17 protein-coding genes are annotated in these 24,499 nt (G+C 70.1%); 12 read left to right on the top strand and 5 right to left on the bottom strand.

Translation table 11 applies throughout. The features are described from left to right. Positions 1-194 precede the first annotated feature (194 nt). From BLU09_RS08915 to BLU09_RS08895, 5 genes are all read left to right on the top strand, one after another. The gene (locus tag BLU09_RS08915; RefSeq protein ID WP_090488209.1) at positions 195-3,338 is read left to right on the top strand and encodes a DUF4175 family protein; all 3,144 of its coding nucleotides are present in this window, start codon (positions 195-197) and stop codon (positions 3,336-3,338) included. After that, entirely contained in the window at positions 3,335-5,116 is a 1,782-nt protein-coding gene (locus BLU09_RS08910) for a peptidase MA family metallohydrolase (RefSeq protein ID WP_090488207.1), read from the top strand. Before BLU09_RS08915 ends, BLU09_RS08910 begins: the two co-directional genes overlap by 4 nt. Positions 5,117-5,290: 174 nt before the next feature. Continuing rightward, a complete protein-coding gene (locus tag BLU09_RS08905) occupies positions 5,291-5,722 on the top strand; it encodes a DUF1622 domain-containing protein (protein ID WP_186817770.1) in 432 nt (143 codons plus the stop codon). A 165-nt stretch (positions 5,723-5,887) separates the two neighbouring features. Continuing rightward, a complete protein-coding gene (locus BLU09_RS08900; protein WP_244171554.1) occupies positions 5,888-6,568 on the top strand; it encodes a DUF4142 domain-containing protein in 681 nt (226 codons plus the stop codon). Positions 6,569-6,654: 86 nt separating this feature from the next. Then, the gene (locus BLU09_RS08895; RefSeq protein WP_244171553.1) at positions 6,655-6,933 is read left to right on the top strand and encodes a hypothetical protein; all 279 of its coding nucleotides are present in this window, start codon (positions 6,655-6,657) and stop codon (positions 6,931-6,933) included. Positions 6,934-7,000: 67 nt separating this feature from the next. Here BLU09_RS08895 and BLU09_RS08890 read toward each other — a convergent pair whose 3' ends face one another. Next, positions 7,001-9,037 (bottom strand): S9 family peptidase, encoded by a 2,037-nt coding sequence (locus tag BLU09_RS08890; protein WP_090488201.1) that lies wholly within the window; start codon positions 9,035-9,037, stop codon positions 7,001-7,003. Positions 9,038-9,228: 191 nt separating this feature from the next. Here BLU09_RS08890 and BLU09_RS08885 point away from each other — a divergent pair, with 191 nt between their 5' ends. Continuing rightward, positions 9,229-9,849, top strand: coding sequence for a DsbA family oxidoreductase (locus BLU09_RS08885; RefSeq protein ID WP_244171552.1), 621 nt, complete (start codon positions 9,229-9,231; stop codon positions 9,847-9,849). A gap of 3 nt (positions 9,850-9,852) precedes the next feature. Here the strand turns inward: BLU09_RS08885 and fliB are convergent, their stop codons facing one another. Both fliB and BLU09_RS08875 read right to left on the bottom strand, forming a co-directional pair. Next, complete coding sequence (gene fliB / locus BLU09_RS08880; RefSeq protein ID WP_090488197.1) at positions 9,853-11,136, bottom strand: flagellin lysine-N-methylase; 1,284 nt, start codon at positions 11,134-11,136, stop codon at positions 9,853-9,855. A 9-nt stretch (positions 11,137-11,145) separates the two neighbouring features. Further along, positions 11,146-14,676: a TIGR02266 family protein gene (locus BLU09_RS08875; protein WP_090488195.1), complete on the bottom strand. Its 3,531-nt coding sequence runs from the start codon at positions 14,674-14,676 to the stop codon at positions 11,146-11,148. A gap of 46 nt (positions 14,677-14,722) precedes the next feature. Here BLU09_RS08875 and BLU09_RS08870 point away from each other — a divergent pair, with 46 nt between their 5' ends. Next, positions 14,723-15,865 carry a hypothetical protein gene (locus tag BLU09_RS08870; RefSeq protein WP_090488193.1) on the top strand — a complete coding sequence of 381 codons (1,143 nt, stop codon included), beginning with the start codon at positions 14,723-14,725 and terminating at the stop codon, positions 15,863-15,865. An 86-nt stretch (positions 15,866-15,951) separates the two neighbouring features. Then, positions 15,952-16,971, top strand: a complete 1,020-nt coding sequence (gene mltG / locus BLU09_RS08865; protein WP_090488191.1) for an endolytic transglycosylase MltG — start codon at positions 15,952-15,954, stop codon at positions 16,969-16,971. Between the two features lie 9 nt (positions 16,972-16,980). Here the strand turns inward: mltG and BLU09_RS08860 are convergent, their stop codons facing one another. Continuing rightward, on the bottom strand, positions 16,981-17,772 hold the full coding sequence (locus BLU09_RS08860) for an enoyl-CoA hydratase/isomerase family protein (RefSeq protein ID WP_090488189.1): 792 nt from the start codon (positions 17,770-17,772) through the stop codon (positions 16,981-16,983). A gap of 27 nt (positions 17,773-17,799) precedes the next feature. Continuing rightward, positions 17,800-19,170 (bottom strand): hypothetical protein, encoded by a 1,371-nt coding sequence (locus BLU09_RS08855; RefSeq protein WP_090488187.1) that lies wholly within the window; start codon positions 19,168-19,170, stop codon positions 17,800-17,802. A gap of 273 nt (positions 19,171-19,443) precedes the next feature. Between BLU09_RS08855 and BLU09_RS08850 the strand changes: the two genes are divergently transcribed. From BLU09_RS08850 to BLU09_RS08835, 4 genes are all read left to right on the top strand, one after another. Beyond that, on the top strand, positions 19,444-20,472 hold the full coding sequence (locus tag BLU09_RS08850) for an AAA family ATPase (RefSeq protein WP_090488185.1): 1,029 nt from the start codon (positions 19,444-19,446) through the stop codon (positions 20,470-20,472). Positions 20,473-20,485: 13 nt separating this feature from the next. Further along, positions 20,486-21,364 carry a DUF58 domain-containing protein gene (locus tag BLU09_RS08845; protein ID WP_090488183.1) on the top strand — a complete coding sequence of 293 codons (879 nt, stop codon included), beginning with the start codon at positions 20,486-20,488 and terminating at the stop codon, positions 21,362-21,364. Further along, positions 21,361-23,460, top strand: coding sequence for a BatA domain-containing protein (locus BLU09_RS08840; protein ID WP_090488181.1), 2,100 nt, complete (start codon positions 21,361-21,363; stop codon positions 23,458-23,460). The genes BLU09_RS08845 and BLU09_RS08840 overlap by 4 nt, the downstream gene beginning before the upstream one ends. Before the next feature lie 391 nt (positions 23,461-23,851). Continuing rightward, on the top strand, positions 23,852-24,487 hold the full coding sequence (locus tag BLU09_RS08835) for a sporulation delaying protein family toxin (RefSeq protein ID WP_090488179.1): 636 nt from the start codon (positions 23,852-23,854) through the stop codon (positions 24,485-24,487). Positions 24,488-24,499: the final 12 nt, after the last annotated feature.

Genomic DNA, 24,499 nt, shown 5'->3' with positions numbered 1-24,499 from the left:
AGGAAGGGCGAGCCCGGTGGACCGCGTCACCTCCCGGACCCTCGCCCTGGTGTCTCCTTCCAGCGCCAGACACCTGGAGCCCTTCGAGTGGGCTCCTGGGTCGTTATGCTTCGCAAGAAGAGGCCGGCTGCTAGAAAATCGGGAAATAGGCGGCCCCACCAGGGGTTGCCTCGTCACTGAGCGGACAGGACAGCGTGAACCTCGACACACCGCAGACTCCAGGCCCCGAGCTCCCGCCTCCGCCCCCGCCCCCTCCGTCACCTCCCGCGTCACAAGCCCGCCCTCCCCTGGAAGCCCCGGGCGTGGAGGCGTTGCTCGCCACCGTCCAGGGCCGCCAGCGCCGGTACCTGTGGCTCCAGGGCGGCATGCTGGGCGTGGCCACCGTGGCGCTGCTGCTGGTGGCCGGCGGCTTCCTGGCGCTGGTGGCGCCGCGCGCGGGCGCGTCCCTGCTGTGGACGGCGCTGCCGGTGGGCGTGGCCGTGACGTGCGTCTTCGGCCTGTGGCTGGTGCGCCGCCGCGTGGGAGACGACGTCCTCACCGCGCGCCTGGTGGGCGAAAAGCGTCCGGAGCTGTCGCTGGACGTGCTGGCCGCGGTGGAGCTGATGCGCGAGCCGGACGCGCCGGGCAGCGGCTCTCCGGCGCTCGCGAGCGCCTTCCTGCGGGAGATGGACGCGCGGGCGCGCACGGTGGATGTCCGCACCGTGGTGGACAGCCGCCCGGTGCGCCACGTGGCCCTGGGCGCGGGCGGCGCGCTGCTGGCCCTGCTGGTGCTGATGGTCGTGCTCGGTGACCGCTGGTCCGCCGGCGTGGCGCGCATCCGCGAAGTGGCGGCGAGCCCCAAGGCCCAGGCGCAGGTGGAGCCCATCACCGGCGACATCGAATTGACGTACCGCTACCCCGCGTACACGGGGCTGGCCCCGCGCACGGTGCCCGGAACGAACGGTGAAATCAGCGCGCCGGCGGGGACGGAAATCCTGCTGAAGACGCGCTCGGACCGTCCGGTGGAGCGCGCGGAGCTGGTGGTCAACGGCCAGGCGCTGCCGCTGAAGGTGACGGGCAACCGGGACCTGGAGGGCAGCTTCGTCGCGAAGCAGTCCGGCCACTACCGCTTCGCCTTCTACGGCGCGCGGGACAAGGCGCTCGCGGTGGGGCCGGACATCGCCCTCACCGTGGAGGCGGACAAGGCGCCCGAGGTGTCGCTGCTCACGCCCACGGTGGAGCTGGAGATCGACCCGGGCGACCAGGTGGCGCTCAAGTACGAGGCGTCGGATGACTACGGGCTGTCCGGCATGGCGCTCGTGTTCCGCGCGCCCGGCGCCCAGCAGGAGACGCGCGTGCCGCTGCCGCGCGAGGACGGCCGGCGCCACCGGGGCACCTATTCGTGGAGCCTGGACAACCTCAAGCTCGACCCGGGTGACCGGATTACCTACTACGTGGAGGCGCAGGACAACGACGCGGTGGAGGGCCCCAAGAAGGGCGTCAGCCGCACGCAGGTGCTGCGCGTGTACTCCGCGGCCGAGCACCGCCGCGCAGCGCTGGAGAAGGCGGAGCAGCTGTGGGGCCGGATGGTGGACCACCTCGCGGACCGGCTGGAAGGCCCGGAGCGCGCGAAGCAGAAGGACCCGCAGGCCATCACCGCCGGGGCCACGGTGGACACCAGCGGGGAGAGCCTCGTCGCCGACATGAAGACGCTGGCGCAGGAGCTGGCGCGCGAGCGCGACGTGCCCACCGAGCTGGTCTCCGCGCTGAGCAACATCTCCGAGTCCCTGGGCAGCCACATCCGCGGCACCGCGGAGCTGCGCCGGCTCTACCTGCGCACCCAGCGCGCCCGCGGCGAGGACTGGGGCACGGGCAACCGCCTCACCGCCGTGGTCAACGAGGAGATTACGGAGCTGGAGAAGGACATCCTCTACCTGGAGTCGCTGCTGGACCGGCAGAAGCTGGAGGCGCTCCAGGAGATGGCCAAGCAGCTGTCCAACGAGCGGCGCGAGCTGGCGAACCTCATCGAGCAGTACAAGTCCAACCCGGACGAGGCCGCGCGCCAGGCGGTGATGGAGCAGATTCAGCAGCTCAAGTCCCGCATCCAGGAGTTGATGCAGCGCATGGCGGAGATGCGCAAGGGCATCCGCGACGAGCACCTCAACGCCGAGGCCCTGTCCGAGATGATGAAGGACCAGGACCTGCGCAGCGCGCTCGACGACGTGGAGAAGCTGATGCGCGAGGGCAAGGCGGACGAAGCCCTGGCGAAGCTCCAGGAATTGGGCATGCAGATGGATGAGATGCTCGAGAACCTGGACCAGGCGAGCGACGAGTTCGGCGGCGAGCAGCACCCCGAGCTGGCGGAGAAGTTCGGCAAGTTCATGGAGGAGCTGCAGAGCACCGTGCAGGAGCAGCAGCGCGTCGCGGACCAGACGAAGCAGCTTCGCGACCAGGCTCGCTCGCAGAACCGCGAGCGGCTGTCCGAGAAGGGCGAGGCCATCAAGGACAGCCTGATGCGCAAGGTGCAGCAGGCGCAGGAGGACTACAAGGCGCTGGAGCCCAGCCAGCTCAACAGCCGCGCCGCGCGCCCGCTGGAGGAGGCCCAGGCGGAGCTCCAGAACGTGGAGAACGCGCTGAAGGTGAACGACTACGACCTGGCGGCGGAGGCGGCGGCGCGGGCGGAGGACGCGGCCCGGCAGCTGGCGATGATGGGCGAGCAGCAGCGCCACCTGGATGAAATGTTCGGCAACCCGGAAGAGGTGGTGAAGCAGTCCACGGAGCTGGCGCAGCGCCTCAACCGCGACGCGCGCAACGTGTCGGAGGTGAACCGGCAGCTCCAGTCACTCTTCCCTCCTCCGGGCTCGCAACTGTCGCAGCAGGAGAAGCAGCAGCTCCAGCAGCTGGGCGAACAGCAGTCGCAGCTGGAGGAGCGCGCGCAGGGCCTGCGTCAGCAGATGGACGAGATGCAGCAGATGGCGCCCATCTTCGGCGAGGAGGCCACGCAGCAGATGGAGGGCGCCGGCCAGCGCATGGGTGAGGCCGCCCGGCGGATGCAGGGCAAGGACCCGGGCCGTGGCTACGGCGAGCAGCAGGCGGCGCTGGAGGGCCTGCGCCAGTTCCAGCAGCAGATGCAGGAAGGCCAGCGCGGCGGCAAGGGCGGGCTCCCGCTGCCCATGGGCATGGGGCGCCGCCAGCAGGGCAACGGGAGAGACCCGAAGCAGAAGGTGGAGCTGCCGGACGAAGATGCCTTCCAGGCGCCGAAGGAGTTCCGCAAGGACCTGCTGGACGCGATGAAGCAGGGGGCTCCGGAGAAGTACCGGGAGCAGGTGAAGCGCTACTACGAGGAGCTGGTGAAGTGAGCCGCCACGCGCTGAAGCATTCCTCCGGATTCGGGGCCCTCGTCGCGGCGATGGCCGTGGGGCTCCTCTGCGTGCCTCAGGCGGCGTGGGCCCAGTCCAGCTCGCTCAAGGACGAGGTGAAGGAGCGGCTGGGCCGCGTGGAGACGGAGCTGGACGACTGGGACGTGCCCGGCGCCCGGCGCGAGCTGTCCGAGGTGGAGAAGCTCCTCCCCGCCGACGTGGAGCCGCTGAAGTACTTCCAGGGCCGGGTGGCCTTCGAGGAAGGCCGCTACGACGACGCGGTGGCGCTCCTGGAGGGCGCCAACATCGAGGACAAGCCGGGCAGCTACCTGCGGCTGGCCAAGGACACGCGCGCCATCGTCAAGGACCACGAGCGCGCGGAGAGCGAGCACTTCATCTTCCAGTACCCCAAGGGGAAGGAAGCGGTGCTGGTGCCCTATGCGCTGGAGACGCTGGAGGGCATCCACCGGGCGATGAAGGAGGACCTCGGCTGGACGCCGCCGGGCGGCAAGATTCGCGTGGAGGTGGTGAGCAACGCGCGCGAGCTGGCGCGGGTGAGCACGCTGACGGAGAAGCAGATTGGCACCACGGGCACCATCGCCATCTGCAAGTTCAACAAGCTGATGGTGACCAGTCCGAAGGCGGTGGCGCGCGGCTACGACTGGCAGGACACGCTGGCGCACGAGTACATCCACCTGGTCATCAGCCAGATGAGCCGCAACACGGTGCCCATCTGGTTGCATGAGGGCCTGGCCAAGTTCCTGGAGTCGCGCTGGCGCGGCAAGGCGGGTCTGGCGATGACGCCGTCCACGCAGGCACTGCTGGGCAAGCGGGTGAAGGCGGACACGCTCATCCCGTTCGAGAAGATGCACCCGTCCATCGCGCTGCTGCCCACGGCGGAGGACGCGGCCACCGCGTTCGCGGAGGTGTTCTACGCCATCGACTACGTGCACAGCGTCAAGGGCACGGCAGGTCTGCGCGCCATCATCCAGGAGCTGAAGGCCGGGCAGAAGGACCGCAAGGCGGTGGAGACGGCCATGGGGATGCCCTTCGCCCTCTTCGAGAAGTCCTGGCTGGCGCACATCAAGAAGCAGCCCTTCCCCACCGAGCTCCTGCCGCGCGAGGACCGCGTGGTCCTGAAGGAGAACGCCAAGGGCAAGGTGAAGGACGAGAGCGAGAAGAAGGGGCGTGAAATCTCCTTCGGCGACTTCCAGGAGGTGACGGAGGTGCCGGCGCGCAAGTTCGCGCACCTGGGCGAGCTCTTGCGCGAGCGCAACCGCGTGAAGGCCGCGGCGGAGGAGTACGCCAAGGCGCACAAGCTGGTGGGCGACAAGTACGAGTCCGTGTCCAACAAGTACGCGCTGGCGCTGCTGGAGCTGCGGCGGCTGGACGAGGCGGAGGGCGTGCTGCGCGGCAGCCTGCGTGTGCACCCAGGCTCACCGTCGACCAACGTCCACCTGGGCCGCATCCTGCTGTACCGGAAGGACTACCCGAAGGCGAAGACAGCCTACCTGGAGGCGCTGGCGTCGGACCCGTTCGACCCGGAAATCCACCTGGCCCTGACGCGCATCCACGGCTCCATGGGTGAGACGGCGCTGGCGGACCGCGCGCGGCAGGCGAGCGCGCTGCTCACGGGGCTCAAGGTCGAAGAGGTGGACCGCGTGGCGCAGCAGTTCCTGCGTGACGAGAGCGGGCTGTCGGAGATGAACGTGTCGGGCACGCCGGACGCGGAGGCACCGAAGGAAGCGCAGCCCGAGAAGCCGGACGCGGGGAACTGAAACGGGCTTCGTTACGCCTCGACAGCCAATGGCATGACGACGGCCTCGCGGCTTCGGTGAACCTTCTCGTCGCCTCCATCCCTGGAGTTCCACGGGAGCGGGCATGCGCCTCTTACACAGGCCGCTCCATGACTGAAGCCTCCACCATGCCTAGCTTCCCGCACGGGAGGCTTGATGGAGGTCCATTCCCTCATCTCGCTTGCCGCCCAGCTCATGGAGTGGGCCGGCGTGGGCAGCATGGTGCTGGGAGCGGTGCTCGCCCTCGTGGTGCTCGCCACGCGGCAGCAGCTCCCCGCTGGTGAGGCCTACCGGCGCTTCCGGCTGAACCTGGGCCGCGCCATCCTCCTGGGCCTGGAGTTCCTCGTCGCCGCCGACATCATCCGCACCGTGAGCCAGCGCCCCACGCTGAATGGCGTGCTGGTGCTCGGGCTCATCGTCCTCATCCGGACCTTCCTCAGCTTCACCCTCACCGTGGAGCTGGAGGGACGCTGGCCCTGGCAACATCGCGAAGACATCGCCGGTCCTGCGCATCCCCCGCCAACGTCGTCCACCCCGCAGCACCCTGTGCCGCCCGCTCCCGACGCACCACGTCCGGTGAAGCACTGAACGCAGTGGGTCGGCCACGTGGGCAGCGCCACCGTCATCCGCCGTACCCTCTCCTCCCTCTGCGTGAAGTGGCGCACGGACGCGTCTTCTCGCGCCGTGCATCCCGCTCCGACGCCGCTCCAACGTGCGCGCCCGCCTTTCCTCACGCACAAGGAGCAGCACCCCATGAAGCATCCCCTCCCGGGGCTCGTCCTCGCCGCCTCGCTGTTCACCCAGGGCGCGTCATTCGCGCAGTCCGGCATGCCCGACAGCCCGCCCTCCCAACAGGACACGGTCTCCGTTCAAAAGGGCATGGCCACGTACCGCGGCTACACCGCCCCCACGGACGAGAAGGCGCTGCTCGACCGGCTGCACCTGGCGAATCAGCACGAAATCAAGTCGGGCAAGCTCGCCCAGCAACGCTCCCAGAATCCAGACGTGAAGGCCTTCGGCACCATCATGATGAAGGCGCACACCGCGCTGGACCAGAAGCTCACGTCCTACGCGCGCAGCAAGGGCCTGAAGCTGGCCGAATCCCCCAAGCCGATGAACGACGCGGAAGAAGCCTCCATGGCCAAGGACAAGGCCACGATGGAGCAGCTCGAGGTCATCCGCGGCGCGCCCTTCGACTCCGCCTATCTGGCCTCACAGGTCACGGGACATGACGCCGTCCTGGGCATGGTCCTCACCGCCCAGAAGGCCATGCCCAAGGCCACGCCCGAGCTCGCCGCCCTGCTCGAGGACCTCAGCAAGCAGGTGCCCGCCCACCGGCACCAGGCCTGGAACATGCTGGGCAAGCTGGGAGGCGAAACGGGCGTGGGCGGCTCCGGCCCGGCGCACCCGCCCCCCTCCCCACCGAAGCCCTGACCCGAAGCGCGGCGCGCCTTCATACGCCGTACACACCTGAATCCCGATGGTGAAGCCGGGCACGCGCACGGGGCATGATGGTCCGCATGATGCCTCGGACGCTGACCCTGACCTTCGCCGTCACCGTGAGCGCGCTGCTGACCGGCTGCTTCAGCGACACGGACACCATCTGCGAGAAACGGAAGGAGTGCTTCACGGACACGCTCAACGTCCAGTCGTGCGAGGACGACCTCAAAGCCTGGATGGAGCGGCAGGACCAGGACCGCCGCAGGGACCAGCTCGCCGCGTGCGGGGACTGTGTCGGCAGCAAGACGTGCTCGCAGATTCGCACCGCCTGCATCGGCGCCTGCTTCGGCGTTCCCTGAGCCCTGAACGACAGCGGGGCCCGCATCTCACGATGCGAGCCCCGAGTCCTACGACATCACGCGGCGACTACTTGCGCGTCCACTGGTCCAGCCAGCCCAGGACTTCATCGTGCCACTGCACGCTGTTGGCCGGGCGCAGCACCCAGTGGTTCTCTTCCGGGAAGTAGAGCAGCTTGGAAGGAATCCCCTTCCGCTGGAGCGCCGTGAAGGTGCCCAGTCCCTGCGTCTCCACCACGCGGAAGTCCTGCCCGCCGTGGATGACCATCATCGGCGTCTTCCACTTCGCGACGTGCTCAATCGGGTTGTGCTTGCGGTAGCCCTCCGGGTTCTCCCACGGCGTGCCCTTGTGCTCCCACTCCGGGAACCACAGCTCCTCGGTGTCGAAGTAGCCCATGCGCTCGTCGAGGATGCCGTCGTGGTTCACCAGGCACTTGAAGCCGTCCGGCCAGTTACCGGCAATCCAGTTGATCATGTACCCGCCGTAGCTCGCCCCCAGCGCGCACATCTTGTCCGGGTTGATGAAGCTGTAGCGCTTGAGCGCCGCGGCCAGGCCCTTCTGCAGGTCCTCGAACGGCTTGCCGCCCCAGTCGTCGGAAATGGAATCCGTGAAGGCCTGCCCGTAGCCGGTGGAGCCGTGGAAGTCGACCATCACGGCCACGTAGCCACGCCCCGCGTACACCTGCGGGTTCCACCGGTAATGGAAGTGATTGCCGAACGAGCCCTGCGGCCCACCGTGGATGAGGAACGCCAGCGGGTACTTCTTCTTCGGGTCGAAGTTCACCGGCTTCACGACGTAGGCGTGGACCGTCTCGTTGTTCCAGCCCGGGAACGAGAACTGCTCGAAGCCACCGAAGCGGATGCGGGCCAGCGCGTCCTGGTTCACCTGGGTGAGCTGGCGCGACTCCGAGCCATCCACGTTCATCACGTGCAGGTCCGCGGGCGAATCCAGGTCGTCGTACACGTAGACGATGCGGCCCCCGGCGGCCGGCTGCGGCGCGTCCGCGGCGCCGTCCTTCGTGAGCTGGGTGGGCTTCCCCGTGGCCACGTCCAGCGCGAAGATGGGCTGCTGGCCCACGTGCCCGGCGCTCGCGAAGAGCGTCTTGCCGTCCGCGCTCCACGCGAGGCTGCCCACGGAGCGGTCCCAGTCCTGCGTGAGCACGCGCTCCTGACCGCCGGGCCAGGTGCGGAGGATGACGCGGTAACGGTCCGCCTCGAAGCCGGGGCGCGACATGGCCAGGTAGGCCAGCGTCTTGCCGTCCGGGCTGAACACCGGGCTGGTGTCGGTGGCGCGGTTCTTCTCCGTCAGCTTGCGCGGCTTCGCCTTGCCGTCAATCGGCGCGACGAAGAGGTCCAAATCCGTGGACCAGGCCTCGGAGCGGCCCACGTCCCGCGCGGCGAAGACGATGCTCTTGTTGTCCGGCGTGAAGGTGAACTCCTCCGCGCCACCAAAGGGCTTGGAGGGGCTGTCCGCGTCCATGCCCTTCATCACGTCCACGGGCGCGCCGCCGGCCACGGGGACGACGAAGACGTGCGAGCGACGCCCGTCCTTCCACGTGTCCCAGTGACGCGCGAAGAGCTTGTCGTAGGTGCGGCCGGTGGCCTTGCGCTTGGAGCGTTCCTCCTCGCGCTGCGGGGTGCACTCCAGCGTGGGGCAATCCGGGAAGACCTCCAGCGCCACGGCCAGCCGCGTGCCGTCCGGCGACACGCGGAAGGCGCCCACGTCCAGGGGCAGCTTCGTCACCTGCACGGCCTCGCCGCCGTCCACGGCCAGCCGCCACACCTGCGAGGAGCCGCCGCGCGAGGACAGGAAGAAGAGGCTCTTGCCGTCCGGCGCCCAGGTGGGCTCGGAGTCTGCGTCCGGATGCGAGGTGAGCTGGCGCGGCGCGGCGTTTCCGTCGACGCCGACGAGCCACAGGTCCGTGCGTCCCCGGTTGGCCTCCATGTCCGTGGTGCGCAGGACGTAGGCGACCTGCTTGCCGTCCGGCGAGACGCGCGGACTGCTCAGCCGGCGCAGCGAAATCATGTCGTGGTGGGTGAACGGCTGGGGCCGGGCCGGCGCCGGAGTGGCGCTCAGGGCCAGGGCCGCGAGAAGCGACAGCGGCAAGGGAGTCTCCTGGTTCAGTCGCCCCGCCGCCACCCCACCCGAGGGGTGCGTCACGGGCACGGTTGTCGGGGGGTGGACGCTGCCTGCTACGGCCCGCGCTGTCCACCTCCGCGTACCCGGGGTAGCACCCACGCGCATCCCCGGCGCACTCCGCCATGACGCGGCGCTTCGACGCGGTTAGACACGGGCCCATGAGCGAGCCCATCACCGTCCGCGTCTGGTCCGATTACGTCTGCCCCTGGTGTTACGTGGGCTACGCCGAGGTCCAGAAGCTGAAGAAGGAGTACGACGTCCAGGTCGACTGGCGGCCCTTCTACCTGCGTCCGGAGACGCCCCCCGAGGGACTCCCCCTGCCGGACCATGTGCGCGAGAAGATGAAGGACCCGAACAACCCGCTGAAGCTCCGCGCCCAGGCAGCCGGGCTCACCCTGGTGATGCGGGAACTCACTCCGTCCACCCGCCGGGCCCACGAGGCCACCGAGTACGCCCGGGAGCAGGGCCGGCTGGAGCCGTTCCACGCCGCCCTCCTGCGCCGCTACTGGAGCGAGGGCCAGGACCTCTGGCAGTGGGACACGCTCCGCGGCGCCGCCCAGGAGGCGGGCCTGGACCCGGACGCAGTGCAACGTGTCGTCGAGGAGGGCCGCTACACGAAGGCCGTGGAGGACTCCATCCAGGAGGCGCGGGCCATCGGCGTCAACGCGGTGCCCACCTTCGTGCTCGGGGAGCGCTTCGGCCTCCAGGGCGCGCAGGAGTACCCGGTGTTCCAGGAGGCCATGCGCCGGCTCGGCGCGACGCCCCGCGCGCAGCCCTGAGCGTCAGAGCCCCTTGAGCAGCACGAGCATCCGGCCGAGCGTCTCGTCGCCCCCGCTCCCCGCCAGCCCCTGGGCCAGGGCGTGGAGCTGGGGCGCCTGCTCGACGTGCTTGGCGATGAGCTGGAAGCACTCCACCGCGGCGGCGTCGAGCCGGGCCCGCGACTCCGCCGTGTCCGCCGCGCCTTCCGCGCAGAGCGCCACCACCGTGGGGTGGCCGAAGAGGGTCCAACAGAGGACGGCCTCGCGCAGCGCCATGCGGAACACGTAGTCCAGCACACGCGGCGCGTCCGTGAACGGGTGGCGCAGCCAGTGATTCACGGCGTGGTGACGCAGGTACTGCTCCACCCGCTGTGACAGGCCGGGTGACAGCCGCTCACGGCGCTCCGAGTAGCGGCGCCATGCGTCGTCGGGCAGCAGGTCCACGCCGCCGTAGGACTCCAGCACCAGCTCCACCAGCGTGTGGAACCGCTCGCTCCGGACCGCGCCCAGGCGAGACTTCAGCACCGCGGCGCAGATGCCCACCCACGGGCCTCCCGGCAGCGACAGCGCCGCGAAGCCACCGTGCAGCGCCGTCAGCGTCTCGGGCAGGGTGAAGGTACGCAGCACTTCCGCCAGCAGGGCCTCCGCGCCCTCGCGCGCGTCGCCGTGGAACACCTCCGTGCCCCGGCAGTAGAAGCCGTCCAATCTGAGGCCCAGCTGCCCCAGCGCGAAGAGCCTCGCGGCGAACGGCAGCTCGCGGCGCTGGAGCACCGACAACGCGGTGGAACGCACGGCCGCCGCGTGCTGCGTCCACGCGTCCTCGGAATCGCCGCCGCTCAGAGCGCGCGCAATCTCCGGACGAAGCGCGAGGTCCTCCGACACGGGCACGGTGTCCACGGCGTCCTCCGCCAGCAGACACAGGCGAGCCACCTCTGGACACGCGAGCGAGCCAGTCACTTCCAGCCCGTGCGCCCAGCGCGTGGCGACGCGCGGAAACGTGGCGCATGCATCCGGCAGCGCGGCCTCGCCATAGGCGCGGTGCAGCGAGCACGTCTTCCGCGCATCCAGGAACACGCAGTGCCCGTCCTCGCGCTTCGCGATGACGGCCTCGTCGCCAGGGCTGGCGTCGGGCTCCGGCCGGATGAAGGTCTCCACCCGCTCCGCGTCCGGCGTGCCCGCCACCGCTTGCTTCAGGCGCTGCAAGCGCGGCTCGCTGACGAGGACGACGAGCCCCGCGCAGCAGGTGTCCTCGCAGGCATCCGCGAGGCACCTGAAGCGTGTCATGTACCGGGGTGCGGTGGCCGTCATGGCGACACGCTACTTCCTGCCCAGCGCCTTCTTCACGAAGCTCCAGAAGCCGCCCGCGCGCTCCTTGAGGTCGGCGCCGCGGCGCTCCTCGGCGGCCTTCACGGACTCCTTGCTGACCTGGAGCTGCTTCTGGAGCTCCTCCGGCGAGTAGCGCGTGGCCAGCGTGGCCTTCACTTCCTTGCGCGTGGAGTACTCACGCGCCTCCACGTGCAGCACGCATTCGGAGTCCAGCTTGAGCGTCACCGCCACGCGGACCGAGCCCTTGGGCCCCTTGGGCAGGCCTTCGATGCGCACGGTGCCCAGGTACTCGTTGGCGGAGATGTGGCTGTCCTCACCCTGGAAGATGGACAGCTCCAGGAAGAGTTCATTGTCCTTCGTCGTGTTGATGGCGAAGGAGCGCTGCGCGGGCAGCGGGCTGTTGCGCTCGATGACGCGCTTGAAGGCGCCACCGGGCATGGCCACGCCCACCGTCATCGGCAGCACGTCGATGAGCACCACGCTGCTCACCTTGTCCACGGAGCCCGAGTAGAGCGCCGCGCCCAGGGCCACGGCTTCGTCCGCGTTGACGCTGGCCTGCGCGCCCTTGCCGAAGAGCGACTTGAGCTTGTCGCGCACCAGCGGCATGCGGCTCATGCCGCCCACGAGGATGATGTCGTCCACCTCGGCGGCCTTCAGCTTCGCGTCCAGGAGCACGTCCCGCACCACGTCGATGGTGCGGCTGAGGAGTGGCTCGCAGATCTTCTCCAGCTCCTGCCGGCTGAGGACCACGCGCAAGTCACGCGGCCTGCCCGAGTCGTCCATCATCAGCATGGGGATGTGGACCTCGAAGGTGCTGCGCTCGGACAGCCCCATCTTCGCGCGCTCGGCCGCGTCACTCACGCGCGACAAGGCGATGCCGTCCCCCGTGAAGGCGATGCCTTCCTTCTCCTGGAAGCGCGCCAGCAGGTAGTCGACGATGAGGTTGTCGAAGTCGATACCCCCCAGGAAGATGTCGCCTCCGGTGCCGAGCACCTCGAAGACGTTCTTCTCGATTTTCAGAATCGTGGCGTCGAAGGTACCGCCGCCCAGGTCGTAGACGAGGACCTTCTTGTTGAGGTCGCGGTTGAGGCCGTAGGCGAGCGCCGCGGACGTGGGCTCGTTGAGGATGCGCTCCACCTTGAGGCCCGCGAGGATGCCGGACTTGCGCACGGCCTCACGCTGCGGCTCGGAGTAGTACGCGGGCACCGTCACCACCGCGCGCTCCACCTTCTGGTTGAGGTGGGCCTCCGCCATCTCCTTGCACTCGCGGAGGATGATGGCCTGCACCTCTTCCAGCGACAGGGCCGTGTCCGCCAGACGCACGGCGGCGCGGCCGGCGGAGTCGGGGACGATGTCGTAGTGGAAGCGCTCGCGGACCTGGTTCACCACGGCGCTGTCGTAGGGACGGCCAACGAGCCGCTTCGCGCCGTAGATGGTGTGCTGGGGACGCAGCACCAACTGGTTCTTCGCGCGGTGGCTGACCAGCAGCTTGTTCTGCGCGTTGAGCGAGATGACGGAGGGAATCGTGTTGTAGCCCTCGCGCGAGCGCAGCACGAGCGGCCGGCCGTTGGAGAGCAACGCCACGCACGAGTTCGTGGTGCCCAGGTCGATGCCGATGACGGGCCCCGTGCCGCTGAGCGGCACCGGCGGAGGCAGGAACACCGTCTTCGGCAGGCCGTGTTCATCCAGGCCGGGCGCCTGCGCGGCGGCCTTCGCCACGGCGGGCGCGAGCACCGAGGGCGTCGCCGCCGGCGCCGGTCCCCGAGGCGCCTCACGGCGCACCTGGGGAAGCCCTTGAGGAGGAGGCGGCGGAGCCGGGGGCGGCGGAGGCAATGGGCGGGCCGCCACGGGCGGCTGCACCGGCGCGGGCGGAGGAACCATCGCCGCGCGCGGCGGCGGTGGAGGCACGACGGGAGGTGCTTCCTCCACGTCCTCGGACAGGTCGAGGTCGAAGTCGATGCCTCCGCCCCCGGAACTCGCCGGAGCTGGTGCGCGCGGCGGAGGAGGCGGCGGAGGTGCCGCCTTGCCCGTGTCTTCGGACAGGTCGAAGTCGAACTCGATGCCACCACCACCAGGGCTGGCCGGAGCGGGTGCGCGCGGCGGCGGCGATGCCGCCTTGCCCGTGTCCTCGGACAGGGCGAAGTCGAACTCGAAGACGCCTCCGGCCGAGACAGGCGCGGGAGGAGGCGCCACTGGGGCGCGCGGCGGCGATGGAGGCGCGACGGGCGGAGCGGGGCTCACGTCCTCGGCCAGGTCGAAGTCGAAGTCGATGCCACCCGAGGGAACCGGCGGGGCCCTGGGGGCCACCGGGGCGCGTGGAGGAGGCGGCGGTGCGGTCTCGGCCTCGCTCAGGTCCAGGTCGAACTCGAAGGTGCCGCCACTGGAAACAGGCGCTGGCGGTGGCGCCACGCGCACGGGTGGAACCGCGGGCGCACGCGGCGGCTCAGCGACCGTGTCACCCAGGTCGAGCTCGAACTCCAGTGCCCCACCGCCCGCCGACGAGGACGACGGCTCGACCTCCAGGGAGATGCCGACCTCGATGGGCGGCTCGTCGAGCGGCGCGCCCATGGCCACGGGCGCCTCACCCGACGGGCTCTCGATTTCGAACTCGAAGCCCGGCAGGGGCTCATCGATGTCCAGCGCGGCCACGGGTGGAGGCGGCGTGCTCGCGATGAGCTCGTCGAGCGGAATGTCCACGTCATTCGCGGCCACCGGAGGCGGCGGCGAATAGGAGACGGGCACGCGGCTCGGAGGCGGTGTCCTCGGCTCCTCCACCACCGACGGAACCAGGCCGAACGGCTCGTCCAGGGTCGGCGCGGAGGCCCCCCCCTCCGGCTCCAGGTCATCGAACAGGGAGTCGAGCGCGATGCCACCCACCTCCGCGGGCGCGGCGGAGCGCGCCTGCACAGGGGGCGCGGGACGGGCCTGGACTGGAGGCGCGGGACGGGCCTGCGCCATGGGCGCGACGGCGGGCGCGATGGACGGCGCAATCGCGGGCGCGATGGACGGCGCGATGGACGGTGCAATCGCAGGCGCCACGGACGGCGCGATGGCGGGCAGGGGCTGAACGGCGGGCGCGTTGGAATCCGCGACGGTCTTCCGCATCAACATCATTTCGACGAGCGCGCGGCTCGCCGTATCCAGCTCCTCGAACTGCAGCCCCATGCCCGGAGGCCCCGCGGGATCACCGACTTCGCGGACCCAGCGGACCAGCGCGGAGCCACGCAGCACCCGCACGCCTCCCGCAATCTGCACCTCGAACTTGACGGGGGTCCCCACTGCCTGCGGGGTGCGCGAGCGGATGAACATCCCACCCGGGCTCAGGTTGGTGGCGAACTCCTCCGCGAAGCTCCCCACGCTCTCATGCTTCAGCTTCACCAGCAGGCCAACTGCCTTCCTGTCCGTGGTGCGCCTGCCTTGATCCATGGCGAGGACAATCGCGGTACGCGACCCGCCGCTCAAGTAGGTTTTGGCCCCTCGGTCCCCTGCCCGGCGAATGGCGCCAACAGGTGGGCAGACCACCTACCTGCACCTTCCTATATCCTCCGCGGCGTCCCTCGGAGGCCTCATGAGCGCCATCCCTCTCGCAGTCCCAGGCCCCGCACGCGCGGGCTGGCTCGTCGACCGGCGGCACGACCTGATTTCGACGGGGGGCGGCCTCGGAGTGAGCCTGGCGCTGGTCGGACTCCATGTCTGGGGCGGCGTCAGCAGCCTGCTGTTGTGGTGGGCATGGGTGCTGGCTCTGGATGGGCCGCACCTGTTCGCCACGGTATCGCGGACCTATCTGGATGCGCGGGAATGGCAGACACGGCGGCGCTTGCTGTTGGGCAGCCTGGCGTGGTTCGCGGCGGGCCCGGCGTCGTTCGGACTGTCGGCGCTGCTGGGCACGAAGCTGCCCTTCGCCCTCTTCATGACGGCGGCGGCGCTCTGGGCCTACTGGCACGTGGTGCGGCAGCACTACGGCATCATGGTGCTGTACCAGCGCAAGAGCGGCGAGTCGCTGCCACTGGACCGGCGGCTCGACAGCGTGACGCTGTACACGGGGCTGCTGGCGCCCTTCGTCGCGTTCGCGGTGTCACATCCGGGCGCGCGCAAGCAGTTGGGCCTGCTGGGGCCGCCCACCTGGGAGCCGGTGGTGGCCGGAGCCTGCTTCGCGACCGTGCTGGCGCTGGTGGTGCTCTACGCGGGCCGGCAGGTGCAGCGACACCGGGCGGGTCTGAAGGTGAATGGTCCCAAGCTGCTGATGATGGGCGCGGCGATGGGCCTGTCGGCCGTGGTGTTCTGGCCTCCGTTCGCGGCACGCATGGACTTCATCATGTTCGCCGTGGCGGTGACCGCGTTCCACAACGTGCAGTACCACGGCGTGGTCTGGTTCTATCACCGCAACCGCTACCACGCGGCGGGCGTGGACCCGGCGCCGTTCGGCTGGGCGCCGAAGGTGAGCCAGCGCTTCGTCATCTACGCGGTGTGCGGCGTCGTCTTCACGCTGCTGTATCGCGGCCTGGGCTGCGGCTTCGGCGCGCACCCGGGCTGCGGCGGCTTCGACTTGAAGGTTCCGCTGGGCGCGGGGCTGACGCTGCGCAATCTGATGGAATGTTTCATCTGGGGCTTCGCGCTGCACCATTACTACCTGGATCAAAAAATCTGGCGCGTGAGCCGGGACACCGGGTTGAACCGGGACTTGAAGCTCGGGACGACACCGGCCGCCTAGCCGCCGGCCAGCCTGGCGCCCAGGAGGTGACATCTGCATGCCGGAACCCAGGCACGGCCCGAATCCGGTGATAGCGTGCGCCGCGAATGAAGCGGATTCTCTGGGTCCTGGGTGCAGCCTTCGTGCTGCTGGTGGCGTCCGGCGCGGGCGCCTTCTTCTGGATTGAGCAGCAGGCACGCACGGCCGCGGCGCCTCCTGGCGCGGACGTGGTGGAGTTCACCGTGCCCAAGGGAACGTCCGGGCGCGGCCTGGGCACGCTGCTCGAAGCGCAAGGCCTCATCCGCGACGCGCGGGTGTGGCGCTGGCACCTGTACCGGCGCGGCAACTTCGCCCCCAAGGCGGGCCGCCATGAGGTCAGCGCGTCGATGACGCTGGCCGAGCTGGCCACGGAGCTGGAAGGCAACCCCATTCCCGAGGACGTCCCGTTCGTCGTCGTCGAAGGCTGGCGCCTGCGCGACACGGACGCGGCGCTCGTGGCCGCGGGCTTCATCAAGCCGGGCGCGTACATCGCCGCGGCCAGCAAGCCCAAGAACTTCACCGCGCCCTTCCCCCTGCCCTCCACGGGCACGCTGGAGGGCTACCTCTACCCGGAGACCTACGGCGTGATTCCGGGCAAGTTCGATGTGGAGGCGCTCATCCAGCGTCAGCTGGACGCCTTCGCGCAGCGCTTCTACACGCCCAACCGCGATGCCATCACGAAGAGCGGACGCACGCTGCACGAGGTGGTGGTGATGGCCTCCATGCTGGAGCGCGAGGAGCCGCTGCCCGACCAGCGCCCCCTGGTCGCCGGCATCCTGTGGAAGCGCGTGGACAAGGGATTCCCGCTCGGCGTGGACGCCACGTCGCGCTACGAGCTGGCGCAGTGGAATGACCGCGTCGCCTTCCTCAAGCGCCTGCGGGATCCGCAGGACCCGTACAACACGCGGCACAAGAAGGGCCTGCCGCCCGGCCCCATCGGCGCGCCCACCGTGGCCTCGCTCCAGGCCGCGATGATGCCCAAGCCGAGCGAGTACTGGTACTACCTGCACGACGCGCAGCGCATCCTCCGCCCGTCGCGCAACGCGGAGGAGCACGAGGCGCTCCGCCGCAAGTACAACGTGTACTGAGGCATCAACTCAGCGCCCCTGGAACACGGGGGCGCGCCGCGCGGCTGCCGCGGCCAGCCCCTCGCCCAGGTCCTGGCTGCCGTAGCTCTCCGCCTGAAAGCGCGCCTCCTCCTCCAGCGCGCGCTGAAGCTCCGCCCTGTCGAGCCCCAGCCGCTGTTTGAGCGCACGCACGGCGAGCGGCGCGTTCGTGGCAATCCGTCCCGCGAGCTCCCTGGCGCGAGTGAGCACCTGTCCCGCCGGCGCCGCCTCCAGCGCCAGTCCCAGCTTCACCGCTTCCTTGCCATCGAAGCGGCGGCCGGTGAGCAGCAGCTCCGCGGCGGCCTGCGCCCCCGCGCGGCGTGGCGCCAGGTACGTGGCGCCCATGCCCGGATGCAGGCCCAGTTGCACGAAGTTGAGCGCCAGCTTCGAGTCCTCGGCCACGAGGCACACGTCACACGCCAGCGCCACGCACAGCCCCGCGCCAATCGCGGGCCCGTCCACCGCCGCGATGACGGGCACCGGCAGGTCCAGCACGCTGAGGTAACGCGCGTAGAAGCCGAGCATGAACGCGCGCGCATCCTCGAAGGACACCTGGCGCAGCCGCTCCAGCATCTTCAGGTCCCCACCGGCGGAGAACGCGCCCCCCGCCCCGGTGAGCACCACCGCCCGGACATCGTCACGCCCCTTCAGTTCGGCGACGCGCGCGCACAGCGCGTCTCCCAGCTCGGGCGTCATCACGTTGCGTCGGGCGGTATCGTTGAGGGTGAGCGTGGCGACGGCACCCTCCACCTCGAGAAGGACCTCTGCGGCAGGAGCGGACATGGCCGCGCACTGTAGTGGCCCTGGCCGCTACGGCACCACGAGCCTGAGGAAGGCGTCCTGATTCCAGCTGTCGCCCGACCCGTCGCGCTGCCAGCCGGTGACGGCGAGCCCGCGGCCCGGCACCGTGGCCACACCCGCGGTGGTCAGCGAGCACATCCCGCTGGCGCAGGGCTGCGCCTCCAGCGTCTGCTCCCCCAGCCACGCCCCCGAAGCCGCGTAGCGCGTCAGCACGCTGCCACACGTCACCGCGACGCCGCCCGCATCCTCCACCGCGACGGACGCGCCCAGCTCGGTCACCGGCCCGCACAGGGGCTGGCGCACCCAACCCGCGGTGCCATCCGCGCCTGCCGTCAGCACGAAGGCCCCGGAGGAACCGAGCGACGCATCCCCCCACACCAGCAGACCGATGAAGTCACCCGCCGCCACGAGCGTGCCATCCGCCGCCGCCGTCACCGAGGTGATGCGGCCCTTCACACCCGGCAGCGCCTTGCCCCACAGCAAGCGCCCGGACGCATCGAACGTCAGCACCACGAAGCCGCGCACACCGGGCGCGCCGAACGTCTGGCCGTCCACCTCCAGCGTATCCACGAGCTGTCCGGCCAGAATCGACTGTCCCGAAGGCGCCAGCGCCGCCGCGTGCAGCGCGGTGTCCATGTTGGCGCCATGGAAGCGCCGCGACCACAGCACGGCGCCATCCGCGGCGTAGCGCGTGAGCACGGGGTCCTCGATGAACTCCCCCTCCCACTCCTCGCCCGCGGCCAGCACGCCGCCCTGCGCGTCCGCGGCGATGGCGTAGACCTTCTGTCCCACGCGGTGCTGCCAGACAGGCGAACCCGCCGCGTCGAACTTCACCAGGAAGCCGTCCTGCGCCTCACCCAGTCCGAAGTCCGCCGAGTAGAGGAACGCATTGCCCGACAGGAACGTCGCCGCCTCGCTCGCCGCCACGCGCGTGTCGGAGAAGCGGTTGCGCGCCCACTCACGCGACCAGCGCGGCGCCCCATCCGCCGCGTAACGCGCAAGCGTCAGCGCCAGCTTCTCCCCCTCCACGGGTTCGCGTTCTTCGTCCTGGCGCGGCGTGCTGTACACCACCACCGCCACATCTCCCGAGGGAGCCGTGGCCACGCCCGTCCCGACGTCGTCCTGGGGCCCACCCACCACCTGGTTCCAAGGCGACGCCGCCGTCGGCACCGGACGCTGCGGGAGCCCGCCGTTGGAGTCCTGCGGCGCCGTGGGTGCCACGGCCACGCCCGGCGTGGCTTCGTCGCCGTCATGCGGCGCTTCGGCCAGGGTCCCCCCGTCCCCGCTGCTCCCGCCGCACCCACCCGCCACCCACAGCAGGGCGACTGGAAGAAGCCCCGTCCAGAGGTTGCCACGCCCACCACGCCGAAATGACCCCATGACACGCTCCAAGGAGCCTGCTCCCGTCCACCGGAAGCGAGGCCCTGGGAACCTAAGCAGCGTGTCCAGCCCCCGGCATTCCCCCCCAGCCCAGGGGCACTGTCACATGGCAGGGGGGCATCCAGGCGATCAGCGCGCCCATGTGCCCCAGCGTGCCGGGGTGTGCGGCAGCGGAATAGGTCTCCCCCCGAACGGTTGGCAGCGCACGCCTTGGCGCAGGGGTGGCGGAATCCTTTGGTCCCAGCGCCGCCCACGAATTAAGAGAACCCTTCCATGGAAAGCGCCGCCCCCGACTCTCTGCCCGTGCCCGACGCCTCGAGCGACGACCTCCGTGCCGTCGAGGAGCTCGCCCAGGCCCGCAACGAAATCGTCGCCCAGATTGAAAAGCGCGTCGTCGGTCAGCGCGAGGTGGTGGAGCACCTCCTCATCTCCCTCTTCAGCCGCGGCCACTGCCTCTTCGTGGGTGTGCCGGGCCTCGCCAAGACGCTGCTCATCTCCACGCTGGCGGACGTCCTCAACCTGTCCTTCAACCGCATCCAGTTCACGCCGGACCTGATGCCGTCGGACATCACCGGCACGGACATCCTGGAAGAGGACCGCACCACCGGCCGGCGCACCTTCCGCTTCCTCCAGGGTCCGCTGTTCGCGAACATCATCCTGGCGGACGAGGTGAACCGCACCCCGCCGAAGACGCAGGCCGCGCTGCTGCAAGCCATGCAGGAGTACCGCATCACCGCCGGTGGCCGCACGTACCCGCTGGAGCTGCCCTTCCTCGTCTTCGCCACGCAGAACCCCATCGAGCAGGAGGGCACCTATCCGCTGCCCGAGGCCCAGCTCGACCGCTTCATGTTCCTGGTGGACGTGGGCTACCCCACCGCCGACGAAGAGGTGCAGATCGTCAAGAGCACCACCGGCGGTCCGCAGCCGAAGCTGGAGAAGATTCTGTCTCCCGAGCGCATCCTCGCGCTTCAAGAGCTGGTGCGCCGCGTGCCGGTGCCGGACCACGTGGTGCGCTACGCCGTGGAGCTGGTGCGCCACACGCGGCCCAAGGAGCCGGGCGCGCTGGACTTCATCGCGAAGAATGCGTCCTGGGGCGCCGGCCCCCGCGCCAGCCAGTACCTGGTGGTGGCCGCGAAGGCGCGCGCCATCCTCCACGGCCGCTTCGTCGCCACCGTCGAGGACGTGCGCGCCCTGGCCCGCCCCGTGCTGCGCCACCGCGTGCTGCCCAACTTCACCGCAGAGAGCGAGGGCATCACCTCCGTGAAGCTCATCGACCAGCTCCTCACGGTGGTGAAGGGCTAGCCAGACCCGCGCCATGCTGCTCGACGCCCAGACGCTGGCCCGCCTCCAGGGAGTGAAGCTGCGCGCCCGCGCGGTGATGGAGGGCGTGTTGTCCGGCCTCCACAAGAGCCCGCATCAAGGGCAGAGCGTGGAGTTCGCGGAGCACAAGGAGTACGCCCCCGGCGACGAGCTCCGCCACCTGGACTGGAAGGCCTACGGCAAGTTCGACAAGTACTACGTCAAGCGCTTCGAGCACGAGACGAACCTGCGCGCCGTCATGGTGGTGGATGCGTCCGCCTCCATGGGCTACCGCAGCGGTGCGCTGAGCAAGCTGGACGTGGCCACCACGCTGGCGGGCGCGCTGTGCTACCTGCTGGTGCGCCAGCAGGACGCGGCGGGCCTGGCGCTGATGGCGGGCGGCAAGTGGAAGGACGTGCCACCGCGCGCGTCGGCCGGGCACCTCAACGTGCTGCTGGACACGCTGGAGCACACCGAGCCCACCGGCACCACGGACCTGGGCAGCGCGGCGGACCACCTGGCGGAGGTGCTGCCCCGGCGCTCCAGCGTCATCGTCCTGTCGGACCTGCTGGATGAGAATCAGGACGCCCTGCGCCGCATCCTCGCGCTGCGCCAGCGGAAGAACGACGTGTCCGTGTTCCACCTGGTGGACCCGGCGGAGCTGACGTTCCCCTTCGACGACCCCACGCTCTTCATCGACATGGAGGGCCAGGGCCGCATCGAGGTGAACCCGCGCGAAATCAAGGAGAGCTACCTGGAGGAGTTCAACGGCTTCCTGGCGAACGTGAAGGCCGCGTGCGCCGAGGCGGACGTGGACTACGACTTGGTGCGCACGGACGACAAGCTGGATGACGTGCTGCTGCGGTACCTGTCGCGGCGCGGGAGGCGCCGGTGACCTTCGGCAATCCGTGGATGCTGCTGGGCGCGCTGGGCGCCCTCATCCCCCTGCTGGTGCACCTGTTCGACCGGCGCCGGCCCCGGCCACACCCCTTCGGGCCGCTGGCCTTCGTGATGCGCAGCCAGAAGCGCACCGCCAGCCGCCTCAAGCTCAAGCGCCTGCTGCTGTACGCGCTGCGCACGCTCATCCTGCTGGCCATCCCCATTGCCCTGGCGCGCCCCGAGCTGACACGTGACGCGGCCGCCGCGCAGGTGGTGAAGGGCCCCGCGGCCACGGCCATCATCCTGGACGCGTCGTTGTCCATGCGCTGGTCGGACGGCACGCCGCTCTTCGAGCGCGCCCGCGACGAGGCCCGCGACGCGCTGAAGGACCTGCTGCCCGAAGAGCCCGCCACCGTGCTGGTGTGCACGCAGTCCCCCGCCGCGCCGCCGCCGCCGGGCTTCGACCGCGGCCGCCTGCGCTCGCTGGTGGATGAAGCGAAGGCCACCCATGGCACCGCGGACCTGTCGCGCTGCCTGGACATGGCGGCCCGCGCGCTGGAGGAGAATCCCATGCCAGCCAAGCGGCTGGTGCTGGTCTCCGACATGACGGCCGCGGCCTTCCGCCTGGAGGCGCCGCCGCCCACGGTGAAGGGCCCCACGGGCGCGCCCGTGAAGCCGGAGGTGGTGCTGCGCGACGCGGCCGAGGGCCACGAGGTGCTGAACAACCGCGCCATCGTCGACCTCAAGGTGGAGCCCGCGCTCCAGGCCGGCCCGCGCACGTTCCAGTTCACCTTCACGGTGCGCAACTTCAGCGCGGAGCCGGTGAAGGACCTGGAGGCCGCGGTGCGCGTGGGCGAGTCCACGCTGGCCAAGGGCTTCGTGGACATCCCCCCGGGCGGCACGACGCAGAAGACGCTCACCGTGCGCTTCCCGCAGGGCGGCACGGTGCTGGGGCAGGTGACGCTGGCGCCGGACGCGCTGGTGGAGGATGACCGGCGTTCGTTCGTGCTGCCTGTTCCCCGCGCGCTGAAGGCGCTGGTGGTGAATGGCTCGCCGCACGCGACGCGCTACCGGGATGAAGCCTTCTTCGTGGACGCGGCCCTCACCGCGCCGGGCTCGCCGGTGGAGGTGGCCACGCGCGACGCGGAGGTGGGCCTGCGCGAGGACTTCTCCGCCTACGACCTGGTCCTGCTGCTCAACGTGCCCGCGCCGAGCGCCGACGAGGCGCAGAAGCTGGCGACCTTCGTGGAGAACGGCGGCGGCCTCTTCATCAGCATGGGCGACCGGGTGAACCCGGACGCGTACAACCAGCGGCTGGGGCCGGTGCTGCCGCGTCCGCTGCGCCTGGTGCGCACCAGCGCCGAGCGCGACGACCCGGACGCGGACACCAAGAGCGCGCGGCTGGCGCAGGTCTCCGTGGAGCACGTCCTCTTCTCACCCTTCACGGGGCAGGCGGAGGAAGGGCTCGTGGGGGCGCGCTTCTACAAGTACATGCTGCTGGAGGCGGACTCCCCGGGCGCGGCCGGCGCCAGTCAGGTGCTGGCCACGTATGAGGACGGCGCGCCGGCGGTGGCCGTGGCGCGCAAGGGCAAGGGGCGCGTGGCGCTGCTCACCAGCACGGTGGACCGCGACTGGAGCGACTTCTCCATCCGCACCTCCTTCCTGCCGCTGATGCAGCGCTTCGCCGCGTACCTCACCGGCTCCCTGGACGAGCGCGAGGAGGTGCGCGTGCGCGTGGGCGAAAGCGCCACGCTGCGCCCAGAGGGGGCCCAGAAGGTGTCCTCGGTGCGCGCGCCGGACGGCACCGAGGTCACCGTGAAGGAGCAGCCGGAAGGCGCGCTGGTGGCCGGGCCGGTAACGGAGCCGGGCGTGTACTCGGTGCTGGGCGCGGACGGGAAGGTGCAGCCGGACCTGTCCTTCGCCGCCGTGCTCGATCCTTCCGAGAGCGACCTGGGGCGCGTGCCGGCGGACACCCTCACCGCCTACTTCGGGGAAGAGACGGTGAAGGCCTCCACGGGTGACGCGGACAAGCCGACAGTGCCGCTGTGGACCTGGCTCATCCTGGCCGCGTGTCTGGCGTTCTTCTTCGAAGGCACGCTGCTGCGCAAGTAGCCGTCACCAGGCCCGGAGCCGGCGCATCACGACGCCGGCGAACGCGTTGCGTGCGCGCATGCGAGTTCTGCTCCTTTGTGGGTAAAGGGGTGAGGACCGCGCACCGATGCGGCAAGGCGGGAGCGGCGCTCGTGTGTGTGCCCCCTGTCCTGACTGGCCGCTCTGACGGGGGAATGCCCGGACCCAGCCTGAAATCAGACCCGCCAAGTCCGTCTAGCGCACTCAAATTGAATTAGTCGATATCCACGAAACTGATACGCAGGCGTATAATTTTAAGTAATTCTATGGATTGCATATAAATCCGACTTAACCAAAATCGTGACTTGCCTGTGACGCACCCGGCCGGCCGGCGTGCCTCGCGGGCAAGCACCCCGTTGCCCTGGAGCACACCTTGAAGCGTTCCACCTTGAAGCTGACCTCGGCCGTGACGGCCTTCATGACCTTCTCTACCTTCGGTATCGGCTGCGGTCCCGCGGATGGCAGCAGCGGCCCGTCGGCCGGCATCACCCAGAACCAGGCCCTGTCCGGGCAGAACCTGTTCAAGGGCATGGCCTTCGGCCTGGGCCCCGCGGCGCACTACTTCGACGACCTCTGGCAGCGTCCGGAGATCAAGGCGAAGCTGGGCGACGAGACGCTGGCCAAGCGCGAAGAGGCCGCCGAGGCCGTCATCGCGAAGATGAGCGCGCTGGACCCGGCGTTCTTCGAGCGCTTCGGCAACGACCTGCGCAGCGGCAACCACCTGGTCATCGACCAGCTGCTGACGGACACGCGGGAGCTGACGGTTGCAGCGGCGAACGCGCTGCGCAAGGACGCGGGCCAGGCGGGTGAAATCAACGCCGCCGCCCTGCAGCAGGTCGAAGCGGGCCTGTACCTGTACGTGGAGACGGCCGTGGCCGTCGCCCTCGTGCTGATCCTCATCCTGACCCAGATCGACATGACCCCGGTCATGGAAGGCCCGCAGTCCAGCCAGCTCCAGCGTGACGTGTGGGTGGACATGCTGGCGAAGCGGTTCGCCGCCGCTGAGTAGTCGGAGCACTCC

Source organism: Myxococcus virescens, assembly GCF_900101905.1.
GTDB classification, from domain to species: Bacteria; Myxococcota; Myxococcia; order Myxococcales; family Myxococcaceae; genus Myxococcus; species Myxococcus virescens.
This window is presented reverse-complemented; position numbering and strand designations above follow the sequence as displayed.

Coding starts and splice junctions, on each gene's coding strand:
- BLU09_RS08905 (WP_186817770.1), top strand. CDS start 5,291: ATGGAGGTCCATTCCCTCATCTCGCTTGCCGCCCAGCTCATGGAGTGG.
- BLU09_RS08900 (WP_244171554.1), top strand. CDS start 5,888: ATGAAGCATCCCCTCCCGGGGCTCGTCCTCGCCGCCTCGCTGTTCACC.
- BLU09_RS08895 (WP_244171553.1), top strand. CDS start 6,655: ATGATGCCTCGGACGCTGACCCTGACCTTCGCCGTCACCGTGAGCGCG.
- BLU09_RS08885 (WP_244171552.1), top strand. CDS start 9,229: ATGAGCGAGCCCATCACCGTCCGCGTCTGGTCCGATTACGTCTGCCCC.
- fliB (WP_090488197.1), bottom strand. CDS start 11,136: ATGACGGCCACCGCACCCCGGTACATGACACGCTTCAGGTGCCTCGCG.
- BLU09_RS08870 (WP_090488193.1), top strand. CDS start 14,723: ATGAGCGCCATCCCTCTCGCAGTCCCAGGCCCCGCACGCGCGGGCTGG.
- mltG (WP_090488191.1), top strand. CDS start 15,952: ATGAAGCGGATTCTCTGGGTCCTGGGTGCAGCCTTCGTGCTGCTGGTG.
- BLU09_RS08860 (WP_090488189.1), bottom strand. CDS start 17,772: ATGTCCGCTCCTGCCGCAGAGGTCCTTCTCGAGGTGGAGGGTGCCGTC.
- BLU09_RS08855 (WP_090488187.1), bottom strand. CDS start 19,170: ATGGGGTCATTTCGGCGTGGTGGGCGTGGCAACCTCTGGACGGGGCTT.
- BLU09_RS08850 (WP_090488185.1), top strand. CDS start 19,444: ATGGAAAGCGCCGCCCCCGACTCTCTGCCCGTGCCCGACGCCTCGAGC.
- BLU09_RS08845 (WP_090488183.1), top strand. CDS start 20,486: ATGCTGCTCGACGCCCAGACGCTGGCCCGCCTCCAGGGAGTGAAGCTG.